At 62.2% G+C, this 13,437-nt stretch carries 13 protein-coding genes; 3 read left to right on the top strand and 10 right to left on the bottom strand.

Annotated elements, in window-relative coordinates; genetic code table 11:
- Positions 1-42: 42 nt before the first annotated feature.
- From F6X42_RS22305 to F6X42_RS22335, 7 genes are all read right to left on the bottom strand, one after another.
- Complete coding sequence (locus F6X42_RS22305; RefSeq protein ID WP_187636275.1) at positions 43-1,149, bottom strand: DUF6094 domain-containing protein; 1,107 nt, start codon at positions 1,147-1,149, stop codon at positions 43-45.
- 66 nt (positions 1,150-1,215) lie between these two features.
- Positions 1,216-1,776 carry a DUF3275 family protein gene (locus tag F6X42_RS22310; protein WP_187636276.1) on the bottom strand — a complete coding sequence of 187 codons (561 nt, stop codon included), beginning with the start codon at positions 1,774-1,776 and terminating at the stop codon, positions 1,216-1,218.
- A 272-nt stretch (positions 1,777-2,048) separates the two neighbouring features.
- Positions 2,049-2,468 carry a hypothetical protein gene (locus tag F6X42_RS22315; RefSeq protein ID WP_246530176.1) on the bottom strand — a complete coding sequence of 140 codons (420 nt, stop codon included), beginning with the start codon at positions 2,466-2,468 and terminating at the stop codon, positions 2,049-2,051.
- Positions 2,469-2,705: 237 nt separating this feature from the next.
- Positions 2,706-3,293, bottom strand: coding sequence for a hypothetical protein (locus F6X42_RS22320; protein ID WP_187636278.1), 588 nt, complete (start codon positions 3,291-3,293; stop codon positions 2,706-2,708).
- Between the two features lie 82 nt (positions 3,294-3,375).
- Positions 3,376-3,795 (bottom strand): antirestriction protein, encoded by a 420-nt coding sequence (locus F6X42_RS22325; RefSeq protein WP_187636279.1) that lies wholly within the window; start codon positions 3,793-3,795, stop codon positions 3,376-3,378.
- A gap of 507 nt (positions 3,796-4,302) precedes the next feature.
- Entirely contained in the window at positions 4,303-4,989 is a 687-nt protein-coding gene (locus F6X42_RS22330; protein WP_187636280.1) for a DUF3577 domain-containing protein, read from the bottom strand.
- A gap of 565 nt (positions 4,990-5,554) precedes the next feature.
- Positions 5,555-5,947: a helix-turn-helix domain-containing protein gene (locus tag F6X42_RS22335; RefSeq protein WP_187636281.1), complete on the bottom strand. Its 393-nt coding sequence runs from the start codon at positions 5,945-5,947 to the stop codon at positions 5,555-5,557.
- Positions 5,948-6,362: 415 nt separating this feature from the next.
- On the opposite strand from F6X42_RS22335, the gene F6X42_RS22340 reads away from it, so the two are divergent.
- Positions 6,363-6,782 (top strand): ACT domain-containing protein, encoded by a 420-nt coding sequence (locus F6X42_RS22340; protein ID WP_187636282.1) that lies wholly within the window; start codon positions 6,363-6,365, stop codon positions 6,780-6,782.
- 37 nt (positions 6,783-6,819) lie between these two features.
- On the opposite strand, the gene F6X42_RS22345 is transcribed toward F6X42_RS22340, so the two are convergent.
- From F6X42_RS22345 to F6X42_RS22355, 3 genes are all read right to left on the bottom strand, one after another.
- On the bottom strand, positions 6,820-7,668 hold the full coding sequence (locus tag F6X42_RS22345) for a nucleotidyl transferase AbiEii/AbiGii toxin family protein (protein ID WP_187636372.1): 849 nt from the start codon (positions 7,666-7,668) through the stop codon (positions 6,820-6,822).
- Between the two features lie 31 nt (positions 7,669-7,699).
- Positions 7,700-8,722 (bottom strand): type IV toxin-antitoxin system AbiEi family antitoxin, encoded by a 1,023-nt coding sequence (locus tag F6X42_RS22350; protein WP_187636283.1) that lies wholly within the window; start codon positions 8,720-8,722, stop codon positions 7,700-7,702.
- Between the two features lie 527 nt (positions 8,723-9,249).
- Positions 9,250-9,603: an Mpo1-like protein gene (locus F6X42_RS22355; protein WP_187636284.1), complete on the bottom strand. Its 354-nt coding sequence runs from the start codon at positions 9,601-9,603 to the stop codon at positions 9,250-9,252.
- Between the two features lie 102 nt (positions 9,604-9,705).
- On the opposite strand from F6X42_RS22355, the gene F6X42_RS22360 reads away from it, so the two are divergent.
- On the top strand, positions 9,706-10,467 hold the full coding sequence (locus tag F6X42_RS22360) for a helix-turn-helix domain-containing protein (RefSeq protein WP_187636285.1): 762 nt from the start codon (positions 9,706-9,708) through the stop codon (positions 10,465-10,467).
- A 764-nt stretch (positions 10,468-11,231) separates the two neighbouring features.
- Positions 11,232-13,433 (top strand): ATP-binding response regulator, encoded by a 2,202-nt coding sequence (locus F6X42_RS22365; protein WP_187636286.1) that lies wholly within the window; start codon positions 11,232-11,234, stop codon positions 13,431-13,433.
- Positions 13,434-13,437 lie beyond the last annotated feature (4 nt).

Raw genomic sequence — 13,437 nt, forward strand, 5'->3', positions numbered from 1 at the left:
GTGCGGGGGCACGGCCCCGCGGGGTTGAAGACGTGACCCGCGCTAGCGGATCGTGACAACGCGGCCGAGATTCGGGCCGGGCGTGAAGTCAATGCCGGCGATCGTGGGAACGAACCGGTCGCGCATCAGGATCGTGGTCCGGATATCGCCCTTGTCCGTTTCCTCGATCTGGACTTCCTGCTCTTTCTGCTTGACGGTGTCGCCGCGGATGAGCAGACGTGTGCCATCAACGCCGGTAACCACACCGGTAATCTGGCCGGCCGCAAGCGCGAGGGCGAGGTGCCAGTCGGACAGGTCGCGCAGGGGACGGCGAGGCGTGACCGCCTTTGCTGCGAACATCGCAGCGAACTGCGGCCAGAGCGTGGCGTGCTGCAGGCGTTTCAGTTCGTGCTCGAGCTGCGGCGCATCGATCCGTGTGGACATGAAGACCTGTTCACCGGCGGCCAATGGAATGCAGTACGGCTGTGCCGTCCAGGTCTCAGGCTGTTCAGGTGGCAGTTCGCCGTCGCTGATGCGGGCGAGACGTGCGGCGAGTGCAGTGTCGACACCATCCGCCCGACGCTTGACGCCGAAGATGACGAGCTGTTTGAACGTCTGGTCGGGGGCGAGAAACACTTCGACGCGTGTGAAATTGCGGGCGATCATCGTGGCGAACTCGCGGTCCATCACGTAGTACGGCACGATCAGCACGAGCACGCCACCGAACGCGAGCCAGGGAACCGCCTTCAGATAGAAGAGCTTCTCCAGACGGTCCGGCTGACGCTCGCCAGTCTGGGCCTTGTCCGATACGACGTCGCCATACGGCGGATTCAGGAACAGGAGTCCCATGCTGCGGGCGGTGATAAACATGTCCTGGATGTCGGTGTGTGCCACGGTTTCCAGGACATCCTTCGCGTGCCATGCACGCTCGCGGTCATACTCGACGCCAAATGCGCGGATCGCATCAGGTGTTGCGGACTGCCTTCCAAGTGCGTCCTTTAGCTCGTGCAGCGCGGCGCCTTCGCCGCAACATGGATCGAGCAGCCGTACGGGGCGGTCTGGATCGGCCAGCGCGAGCGCCGGGATGATCCGTCCGAGCGTGACGGCATCGGTCGGGAAGTAGCCGTTTTTCACGAAATTTCGGGCGAGGCGGGGAAAGATCAAAGCCATGTCGATCTCCAACGAATCGTGGCGTGCCGCTTGCCGGAAGGCCCGGCACGCAGCAAGTGGAAGGAATCAGGCTTTCAGCCAGGTCTGGCTGGAGGCCTGGAAGGCGTAACCGAATGCGCGAAGCTGGTCGCGTTGCTGACGGAACACGCCGCGCTCGACGGTTGGATCGAGCTTCACTGGCTGGCCGGCGACAATCGCATCGGCCAGCTCGGTTCCGAACAGGTCGGACAGATACAGCTCGCCAGAATCGCCTTCGGTTGGCGCGGGGGATGGCCCCTGGTCAGCATGGGCGGGGGCTGCGGTACTGGGTATGCGTTCCTCGTCGGCCGGATCCGGCTCGGTCGAGGACGGTGCCTGACCGGTCTCGCTGAACGGCTCGTCGTTGTCGAGCTGCACATCGGCGAGCCTCGCGCGGATCTCGACGGTGACCTTGCCGTACCAGACGTAGCTGTGCGGATAGATCTTGTCGATCAGGAAGGTACCGGTATAGGCGCCGGGCTCGAACTGTTCGAGCACCTTGTCCTTGACCTTGAATTCGCCGACAGACGTGGTCAGTTCGCCGACCTGGAACGGGCCGTTGCTGCCCTTGATGGTGCGCACGTCGAGCGTGCCGGAAAGAGAGATCACGATGCCTCCAGAAAGTGAGGCGGGACGCACCCTCGCGGGCATGGTGTCCCGCGGGGTGGGTTGAAGAGATACGGATCGATTCTGTCTGCCAGCGTGACGGGCAGGTGACCGATGAGCGCGCCGGAAGAGGCTGTAGCTTTCACATGAAGCGGCGACGCACGGATCCGCATCGAACGGATCGAGAGCAATGGGTTTTCACCGAAGCGCCACCGGTGCCGCGCTTCAGAAATGACCCGGCAACCAGGCCACGCGCCCATGCGGCATTGACGAACCTAGCTAGTGGGTTGCCGGGCAGGTTCGCCGGAGCGTCGTTGCTGGACGATGTGATGAAAGAGCCGGGGTGGAAAGCGGAACAGCTGACCGCCACTTTCGACGATCCACGTGCGATGACGCTGGCTGACGACGACAGCCTCGGTGATCGACAGCCCTTTGAGCGTTAGCCTGTCGCCAGGCCCCAACACACGCGAGCGCGCCGCATGCCCCGCGCGAACTTTTTCGCGCCATGCAACTGAAGCGGGCGGGACCATCTCGAGATACGCGAGCGGGCACGAGTAATAGAACGGCTCCATTTCCTCGCACAGGTCCTTGTAGCCCCAGCCGGCGCAGCCTTTGTCCCAGGCGAGCAGGTCGCAGCCGATGTAACGCAACGGCGTGTCGCCGGGGCGTTCAATTTCCCAAACCGTCCAGAGCACGTTGCCACTGCTACAGTGGCGCAGGCAGCGACGTGCACAGTCATCGTGCTCCTCATTGCGTGTTAGGCGTGCAATCAGTTGCGCACGCGTCTGTCCATGACTAAAGAGCCGTCCCATGGTGTACCTCGCACAGTGATTCGAGGCATTGCTCCCAGAGCGGGTGTGATGCCCCGCGCGGAATGCACCGCTGATCTGGTGCAGTTGGAAGAATGAGGTGATGCGGTGACAAGTCTCTGGTCACATGCGCCGTTGTGAGCGAAGGTCGCGACCGATGACGGTACGCACCGAGCTGATAACGAAGACTGTCCAGTCGGCAAAATACCGTCCGTCGAAAACGATCGCGCCCGCGTTCAGCACGAGCTCGATCGGCATCGTGATCCTGCCGGTAGGCGTTTGCCCGTCGCGTCCGGCTATGTGCTCCATGTCGGGGAAGAACCGATAACCCTCGAACGGATCGAGGAATTCGAGCTTGAGGTCGCGGGCCTCGACGGTGTGGCAATAACGCAGCCGGCCGATCAGCGGTCCATCAAACCCTGTAACGAGCGGGGACCCAAGCGGATCGTCGCGTCCATTGAAGAGCCCGAGGTAGAGGCCGTCAGGAAGATCGACGCTCTGCGCCATATAGCGCGGCAATGTGCGCCCGTCGCGGCACTGAAAAACCTGCTGCGACGGATCGACGTCATCATCGGGCTGGTCGGCGGCATGAAGCTGTGATGCTGGTCTGCGTTGGAAGCCGTTCTCGCGTGCCAGTGACCCGCAGCGCGTGCTCGTATAGAAGCCGCTGATGGCGGGGCGGGAAGGGGTGATGGAAGTGCAGATTGACATCGTTGTCTCCGGGAGTGTTGCGGAGACGCGCCCTGCGGGCCGCGTTCCGCAAGACGTGAAGGGTGGGCTGGGTGTCAGTCCATCAATCGATTGCCGCAAAGATCTCGCGCGCTTCAGGGTGAGATGGAACGAAGGCGAGCAGCCGGTGATAAAGCTCCGTGAAATGCGCGTCTTCTGTCGACCACGCCATGGCGTTCAGTGCGAAGAGGCTGGCAACAATACCGGCGGCGTCACTGCTCATTTCGCCGTCGTATCCGTTGCCGTCGCAGGTGATGGGCAGCGGGCCATCCAGACGAGGCGTCATGTAGAACGCGCCGTTTGACAGCTCGACGTAGTCCCAGAATCCGCCATGGTAGGTCGGGCACAACGACGACATTGCGGCGTAAACAGCGGCTTCGGCGCGGATCATATGCTTGCCGAAGTATCGCGGCAGGATTTCCATACGACGGTCCTCGGGCACGATGGTGGCCACGATGCCGTGCGTTTCAGTGGTCTCGTTCATGACATCCTCCGGAAAAGGAGCGGAGGACGGCTGCCCCGGCGGGGAAGCGCATTCCCCGCGAGGGTTGAACAAACGAACTACTTGAGAGCGGGGAAGCGAGCTATTCCGGACCCGGCATCATGGCGACGCGGGTACAGCCGTGCAGACAATGGCACCGGAAGAGGGCTGTGAAGGTGTCGCCTGACGCGGCGGCAGACGGACCTGCAACTGGCAGGTCGGCAGTGAACACGTTATGCCTCATTGGCCCTCATTGGCGCTGACTTGCAGTGAGGGCGAATGACGCATAACGCCTGGCAGTTAACTCCCTGCCAGGCGCGTGTCTGGGCCGGAACGATCGGTCCGGCGCAAACGGCACGGCGTAGTGGAGCCACCGTGGACCCGGTCGACGATCTGCGGGACGGTACCGGCTTTCCGGAGCGGGCTCGAGGAGTGTCGCCCTGGAAAACCGGCAGTCCGGTGATGCGCGAGAGGAAGCCCCCGCACGAGGCGGGGACCGAGGGGCGCCGGTCATTCAGCGTTGGCGGACGGGCGACGGGCGCTCCCGCTCGCATGACGGCGCAGCGGCGGATAGCGGTTGCTGCGCGCGTGGGTGCGTTCGGCGGTGCGGTCGGCCGCTGCCGCATCGTTGCTTGAGGCTCCGATGTCGCGGCTGTTGGCCGGTTCGTCCGCAGAAGGCGTATCGCGGTGATCGCTATTGCCCGTCGACGGTTCATGCCCGTTGACGGTCTCCGAAGAAGTGTCGGCGCTTGCTTCAGCGTCGTCGTCTTCGCGGTCGCCTTCGTCACGGTAGACTTCCTGGCCGTCGACCTTGATCCAGAAGAGCTTGAGCAAGCGCCCCTTGAGGACAGCACCGGTCTCACCCGCGCGGTTGCCGGTACGCTCGAACGTACGGATGTAATGATCACCAGCGCGGAAGGAGACGAGGACTTTCACGTCCGGATCGTTGGCGTCGTTCATCACGGCGCGCACAGCTTCCTTCGCCTTCTCGCCCGAGACGATCAGGTCCAGCGGAAGATACACGACGCCATTCTCGACGTTCGGATCGCCGTGAAACGCGGAGATGGCGCAGGCGAGGAAGGGCCTGGCCTTGCTGCGGCCATTGCTTTTGGCCGTAACATCGCGGACACGGGACAGATACCCGAGGCCGCGCAGATGAAGGTCGAAATACTTGCGGGGTTCGACAGACTGATTCATGACGATTCTCCAGAACGAAAAAGGGGAATCGCCAAGGCCCGTGTTGGGGAATGACAATTCCCCGACACGGGCAAGAAAGGAAAGCTTCCGGTCAAAAGACCTGCGGTGGTCCAGACAGTGGGACGAAGCGAACCGCGAAAGGTATCGCACGAGCGACGGTACTGCAAAAGATGCTGGACGGGCTCCAGCGGGCAACTTCAATCGCGAATCATAGTCGGTGACATCGAAAATTCAAGCAATTCTGCTCGATATTTAATTCGCACATCTTAGTGATATAACGGCATGCGATTCAATCTCACGGCCGGTCACGTGAGTGTTGGTCAGGAATCCGGTAGGGAATGCCTCGTGTCTGCCGGATCATTTCCGGCGAATGCGGATAGCAGGCGATAAAAGCGGACCGGGAGCCAGTCAAGCCCAACGTTCAGGCATGGCCCGGTCTGCATTGGAATACTGCATTACGTACCCGCGAACCGGCAGGGGGGCCGGTTGACGCCACATATAGAAAGAAGACCCAATGGCAGTCAGCAGCCATTCGAGGACAATGCCGTGCAGCCCGGTCACGCAGTCAGGGGCTCTGTTTGCGCAAGCGGCGTTTGGCGGCGGGGCGTGCGTTTGTTGCCAGAGCGATGGCCTCATCCATCAGGCGTTCCAGCGCATCCTGCTGTATCGGGCTGAGGCCCGAGAGCTTCTGATGGATACGGCTCGCACGGTCGGCCGGACCGGTGCCGGTCTCACCGAGAAAGTCTGAAAGACGGCATTCAAGAATGCCTGCGAGCTGCGCCAGGCGCTCGATGCTGGGCGAGGTAACGCCGCGTTCAATGTGGGAGAGCGACGCCTGGGCGAGACCTGCGGTTTCAGATAGCTTTTCCTGGGTCAGGCCGAGCGCCTTGCGCCGACGCGCAATAGTCTTCCCGATTGCCCGGACCAGATGTTCGTGCTCGTCTTGCTGCCGTGTCACCGCTGCTCCCGCCCTCAAATGCGCCAAGTGTGCGGTGAGGGCGGGAAGCAAAGAAGGACTTGAAATTTAAAAACATGTGTAATACGTTATGTTCTGACCAATTTGCATCTATTCTGTCGCGTAAGTCTTGCGTTCCGTCGCATCGGCGATCCTAAGACCGCATGGAGGGGCGGCGAGGAGGGGTAATTCGCCTTTGGACATTGGATTTTTGTCTGCGAAGGTGTGGCCATTATCTTAGGGTTGGGACCTTGGGGGGGGGACACGATCACCTCAACGACGTCTGGGACGCGCCTTCAATAACGTCTTGTTCGCTGGATCCGGTCACTATAGATTCGATATGCAACGTGGCTACGGCTTGCGATGGCGCGGCCGGTATACCTAGCCCAATTCATCCTCTTCTTGTACAGGGAGCATAGTGAGCCAACCCGTTTCGGATCTCGAACAGCTGCTCGCGTCAATGCGGCCAGAGCTGAATGAAGGCGCCTATGTCTTTTCGTCCGTGCTGGCAGACAGGGACGTGTCGCAGCTCGCTCCCCTGGCGACGTTTCGTGAGCGCGAGGGGCTGACCGTCATCGTCGATGAACCGACGGCGCTGCGCGAAGGGTTACCTGTTCTTTTCCGGGCAGCCTGGATCACGCTGAACGTCCATTCCGATCTGGAGGCTGTGGGACTCACGGCTGCAGTGGCTGAAGCGCTGACCAGGGCCCGCATCAGTTGCAACGTCGTTGCTGCCGCATTTCACGATCACATTTTTGTGCCTGTGGAGCGCGCGCGGGATGCGCTTGCTCAGTTGACGGACCTCCAGGCGCGGGCAGGACAGGGCGTGCCGGGCTAGCCGAACACCGGTCGGGAATGCTTCCTGCCCGGGTCGGTCAAGTCCCGCTTCCTCGCTGCACCGCCGCGACAAATTCCTGGCGAAACGCGTCAAAGAGCTGATTGATCCGTTCAGCCGTATCGCCGCCAGGAATCCGTGTGCGGCTTGCCATCATGTGCGTCAGTATCAGGGGCGATGGATCGTCCGGCGCAATGACCGCGAGGATCCGATCGCGCACTTCCGGCGTGACGATACCCGCCATGTCGCGGCCAAGGAGGGCCGCACCGCCGATATCGGGATCGTGCTCGTGCCGTTCGATCAGGTCGAAGGCGTCGTCGGCATACAGCCTCTCGAGATTTCCCGCCTCGCCGTACCACGCCAGCAGGAAAAGCAGATCGGTTGCGTCCTTGCGATCGACCGCGTGACGATCTTTCCAGGCAATAATCTTGAGCATTGCCTGCGCCGGAAGGGAAGCGACCGGCACCACGAGATTGGCATCCATGCGTACCGGCACAGCGACCTGCAGCGCCTGTTCGAAGCCGGCGACGTTCATGCGGATAACCTGATCGGGCGGCCAGGCGATTTCGCCACCATCGTCTGCGATGCCCCCGAACGGTACGATATCGAGCCAGGTTCTGGCGCCGGTCTCAGGGGCCTGGTAGTGCAGCCGGTGGGTTGCACTGCCTCGCTGCTCGAAGTGGCCGGATGTGAGCAGCGCCGTTCTCAGTGTTTCATGGCCGGCCCAGCTTTCGATGGAAATGCCGATGTCAACGTCTGCAGTGGCCCGTGTCGGTTCGATATCGTAGACGTGCGTCAGTACGACGTCGCGTGCGCTCGCCCCACCGACAAACCACTCGATGCTCTTTTCGGAAGCAGCGGCAGCTACTTCACGCAAAAGGGCCACCATTTCGGGTGGAAAAGGGCGATGGGGGCGAGGCTCAAGCGGGGAGATATTGTTCACGCACTAACCGGGCCGTTTCGAGATTGCGCGAGTCGCCACTCGCTACGAGATCAGCGTAGACGAGCAGGGGCGGCGCGATGTTCTGCGGAAGTCCAGCCGCAGGCTGGAGCTGGATCGGGGACCTCAGGAATTCAATGTTGCCGTCGCGATCAGGCCGCAGGCGGGCCTTCGCGATCCACTCCCTCGGGACCTCGCTGGCACAGTATACGGTGAATGTGGCTGGTTTCAGGTATTGCGTGAGGATGGCTGCTGCCGGCTCGCCACCAAACTGGCACCGGCCGGGAAGCTCGGGAACGCTTCTCCACCAGTCGGGGATGTCGGTGCGGAAGTAGCCGAGCTGAAGTGATCCACGCAACAGTGTCGGGTACAACGTGGTCCATTCATCGATGAGCCGGCCTGCGTCGGCGAACTGCATGCCGTGTCCGCCGGGCTGCTCGATGAGGTCGCGCCGGGCCAGCATGCCGTGAATGGCATTCTGGACCGTGCCATGGCTGACGCCGGCAACCTGTGCGATATCGCGATAGGTTTTTTCCAGCAGCGAAGGGACCGCGAGCAGGGCGAGCGCAACGCGCAGTGCCGATCTGGTCCAGGTGCGGCCGCGTGCCTGCGTGCTGCTATCCGGGCGCGGGCGCCCAGACACGAGAATGACGCTATCGCCTAGAAGGAGACTGGCGTTACCGGCCAGATCAAGCGCATCAACCTGCATGTCGCGGCACGCATTGATCATCTTAGGCGATAGATACGATGTCACGAGCAGGAGCCGGTCATCGCCCGGCGCGGCCTGCGCGCGGAGAGCGGCCAAGGTGCCGTAGCGGTCGATCGTCCGCTTGACATGCGCGAGGCGTTTGTAGCGCCGGGTGCCTAGATGGAACTCCAGTACTGCATCCGCGCCGGATCGGGGTGGCGCCTTGCGCAGATGGACAGGAACGCCGGTCGCATCGCCGAACGCGGTGGCGGCAGCTTCCAGCAGAGGAGGCAGATCGTGGTCGGCCGGATGCATGGCAAGGTCTGCGGTTGTCCAAATTTGTTCATAGTACACGTTCCGTGGACGGCCTGAAGTTTTTGGATACGATTCATTTTGTCCAAAAAAAATTCCTGTCCACGGGACGTGGACAGCCGCGATTTCTGGACGCGAGACTCTTTCTACTGGGATGCCTCGTCGCGAGGATTGACGCTGCCGGCAGGGGCGCCTTTTGCCGCCCTGGTTGAAGTAACCGGCGTTTGCTCCGATGGCCGAGCTAGCCGGAAGTGTGAGTGAACGTCGCTGATCGACCCCGCACTGCCCTTTGATGCTGAGCAGACTCGGTGGCAGTTTTCCAAAGTACGGAGGACATTCGAGTGCTTGACCCGGTTGCCCGTCGTGCCCGAACCTCCTGGAAAGTCTACAAAGGTCACAACCGGCACGATCCTCATTCCCGAGACAGGAGCGAGATAAAGCGGTATGTCCCCGGCTATTTCTCGCGACGATGGTGTTTTCAACTGGCTGCGCATGGTGCGTTGGCTGCCGCGTTAGCCGCGCGGGGCCGGTTATCGTGACGCTTCGCGCAAGGCCCGCGTCCAGCCCCCAGTGAATGCGAAGCGAGGAAAGGTCACCCATTGCTCGAGGAGAATGCGGACCACGGCTTCGGCCGGTCCGGAGAACGGCTCGGGCCGCTCGCGTTCGCCGCGATGGCAGCGACCCTGCCAGGCAAGCGATGCTGCCATGACGGCCAGTGAGAGCGTCGCCGCTATCCACATGCCGAGCAGCAGGGCGACGACCAGCGCCGTATTGGCGGCGACGAACGCCGGTACAGCCGCGAGGTGTACGAGCAGGTTGCGGCGAGAGCGGTGGGTCCGCACGTAATCCAACCACTGCCGTTTGACGAGTTGCACGAGGGGCATTTGCGTATATCCTTTGCAGTGCGCGATGCATAGGCATCTCGACACAGCCTAAGCGCGGGATCGCGTCCTGTCTTGAACGTTCTGGCTGTCAAGAATCCAGTCATGCTCATTGCACCCAATTCCGGCGCATTCCCGTGGCCCACTGCGATGATCGTGTGGGGAGCGGGAGACGTTTCCAGCGAACATCGGCACCACAGCGTTCAGCTCATCCTGGCGCTGACCGAGAGCTTGCGCATTCGTCGCGGCGAGGGCGAGCCTTGGCACCTCTGCGACGCCGCGCTGGTGCGCGCGGACGCGCCGCACGAAGTGGACGCGCGCGGTGCCACGGTGCTGATCGCCTTCATCGAGCCGGAAAGCCCGCTGGGCGCGGCTCTGGCAGTACGCATCCCTGCGGACATCGCCCACATCCCAGCGGCCGAGGCGGCACGCTGGCGCGGCGCGGTCTGCGCGACCGGTTCGCCGAGCGACGCGGGAATCAGGAGGTGGCTGGAGGCGGATCTGCTTGGCGGTCGTCCCCCGCCTACCCTGCACCCAGGGGTGCGGCGCGTGCTGCGCCACGTTCGCAACCACCTGCAGGAGCCCGATGCGCTGTCGCTGCGTGCGCTGGCCGTCGTGGCCGGCCTGTCGCCATCGCGGCTGATGCACGCCTTTACCGGCTCGATGGGCATCGCGCTGCGCCCCTACTTGCTCTGGTTGCGCCTGCAACTAGCCTGCGCCGAACTTACGCGCGGCGCCAGCGCGACCGAGGCGGCGCTGCAGGCCGGATTCGCCGATGCTGCCCACTTGAGCCGTACCTGCCGGCGTATGCTCGGAACCACGCCGACGGCGATTGCCGCAAGCAAGGCACGCTGCAAAATTGAATAAGCGACTTCTATTCGAATGACTGCTCGTTCATGCAGAGCAGGCCCTGAAGTGTCCACGGAACGAAGAATCCGAATGACGCTCCTTGGCCGGCGACTGCCACATGCGAGCGGCATATATCTCAGTGATCGGTCATTCAAATGTTAGCGTTCTATGCCGAATTCATCGCCGAGAGGAGATACGAATTCGACGAGTTATGGAGTTATGAGCTACCAGTTGGGGAGCGACTTTATGTGATCGAGACCCGGTTCCTCGCTGCAGTGTGATGTACGCATTCAGATCAGCTTGCCCACCTCGAATCATGAATAGGTCCGATTCCGGCGCAAATTGAGGGCACGAGGCACTCTCGTCGCCCCATCCGCCCTCGTAGCAAAGTCGAGCGTGCAGTTGGCCGTTGCGCCCCGCACCCCTTATCATGCCGGATCAGGCGCTCTTAGTCGTGCCCTCGCTCCATGTACCTGTCACCACGTGTTCGCTTTCCGTGAGGTGTAATTGCGCGCCATTAAAGGGAGTCCCACCGTCGTCTAATTCGGGGTACGTTCAATCGCCATCGAACCCGTCCGAGGCAAATGCTGCAGTCGGAGCTACGACGAGAATTTGCATATCGCCGTGCATGGCGCACTTTCCAGGGACGTGGCCGTTATGGTGACTGAAGCCGGGAAGGCTGCCCTCACGATGCGCGAGTTGCTTTCGAAAGGAATTGATCCGCTTGAGGCACCCCCGCGCCTTGACGGCAGCCAGCCGAACTCATCCACGACCTTTTCTGAATGACTGCACCTACCTACCGCTGGCGATTCCTGCCAGACGAATTCAGCGTACGCCTCGAAGGCCCACTGTCGCGCCCGTCGAATGCTCAACGGCGTGTGACGGTGTCGCTTGCCGACAGCCCACAGCAGGTGATGACGTGCTTGGCATCGCCGGATACGTATCCACTGGAGAACACCACACAGTCGGTCGAAGTCACACTCGGCAAACGCACATTCAACATCATCGGGACTGCACCCAACGCCGGCTATATCGTTGATCTGTCTCCGATACTGCGCCGTCTGGCCAGAGCACAGCAATACGCGCGACTGATGGAGGAAGGTATCAACGCGTTGCCTGAGGGCTATGTGCTCTACGACAACCAGGACCGCTTGCTGATCGCCAATCCGCAGTATTCCGCGCTCTACCCCACCATCTCAGATATCGTACGGCCCGGCGTAAGCTTCAGCGAAATTGTGAACACGTCGATTGCACGCGGTCAGATGCAGCTCAATGGCGAGACCGCGACCGACTGGATCCGTCGCCGACTTGACTTCCATCGCAAAGGTGTTGGCTTCTTCGAGCAGCATCTCGACGACGGCCGTTGGCTAAGTGTCAGCGAACGGCGCACCGCGTCCGGCGGCATCACGAGCGTGCGCTCGGACATCACTGTGCTCAAGCAGCGCGAACAGGAACTGCGTTTTGCTTCGGAAACCGCGCAATCGCGCTCCAACTCGATCACGCGCTTCCTCGCGATCTTCAGTCACGAAGTCCGTAACGGTTTGAACGGCATCGTTGGTCTCGCGCAGATCCTCGCCTTCAACGCGCGTGTCGACGGCGAACACGGAAAATCGAAGTTGCTGCTCGAATCGACGCAGCGGCTCTCGACGGTCCTCTCCGATCTGCTCGAATACCTGAAGAGCGAAGCGACCGATTTCAGCGTCACGCTGAGCGACGTCGATCCCCGCTTCCTGATGGAGGCGATCAGCATGCAATTCGCACCGCGCGCGCTGGAGCGCGGCTCCGCGCTGGTGATCCGGGTCGCCCCCGATGTGCCGGCTGTCGTGCGCGGCGATCCGACGCGCATCCAGCAGGTCGTGGCAAACTTGGTGAGCAACGCGATCAAGTACTCGACGCAGGGTATGGTCGCCGTCGCGGTGACGTGCGAAGGCAATCACTTGCGCTACGAGGTGACCGACGAAGGCATCGGCATCGCTGCGGACGACGTGCCGGGCCTGTTCGAATTCTTCTCTCGCTCCGCACCGGACAATCCGCTGAGCACGGGGCTGGGTCTCGCGATCTCGAAGAAGCTGGTCGCGGCCATGGGTGGCGAGATCGGCGTGCAAAGCCGCCTGGGCGTTGGCAGCCGGTTCTGGTTCGATCTGCCGTTGATTGCCGTGCGGACGCCGACGCCGAGTGAGCTGGCCGTCGTACCGTGCGGCCCGTCGCGACGGCTGTCGGTCGGGGTCATCGACGATGATCTGCTCAATCGTGCGATCGCGGAGGATCTGCTGCGTCAGATGGGACACACGCCGCACGTCTTCATCGATGGCGACGCGCTGCTGCGGCACATGGCGGCGCATCCGCTCGACGCTGTGCTGCTCGATCTGATGATGCCGAACGAGACGGGCCAGCAGATCGCCGGCCGGATTCGCGCGACGATTGGCCCGGCATACGAGCAACTGGCCATTCTGCTGGTCACAGGCAATGTTCTGTCGGACGTGCTGGTCGACGTCGGCATGAGCGGCATCGACGCGGTGCTGCCCAAACCGTTGCTTCTGGAGATACTGGGGGCGGCGCTGCAATCGGCCGTCTCGCGCCGCTTGCAGGGCCTGCGAGGCCGCACCGCACCGGCGGCTGTCACCGAAGCTGAATCCCAACTAGAGCGCTTGCGCCTCGCCATCGGCGAGCGCCGTTTCGATCAGAGTTTGCGGTCGGCAGATCGCCTGCTGTCGGACACGCTGGCGGCCATCGAAGCGAACGCATTGGATACGCTGACCGACCTCGTCCACCGGATCGCCGGCAATGCCGCAGCATTGGGTTTCGCGTCATTGGGCGCTGCTGCGAGCGCGTTGGAAAATCAGTTGCGAAAACCGGCATCGACGGATGTCCAACGCAGATCCCTGCTCGACGCCACCGAACGCCAGGCCCGCGTCGCACGGCAGGTGTTGCGCGATAAACTGGCGATGTACCGCCCCGCTCGCCGTAGGCCGAGAAGCCGCTGACGCG

This window comes from Paraburkholderia podalyriae (genome assembly GCF_014397785.1).
Classification (GTDB): domain Bacteria; phylum Pseudomonadota; class Gammaproteobacteria; order Burkholderiales; family Burkholderiaceae; genus Paraburkholderia; species Paraburkholderia podalyriae.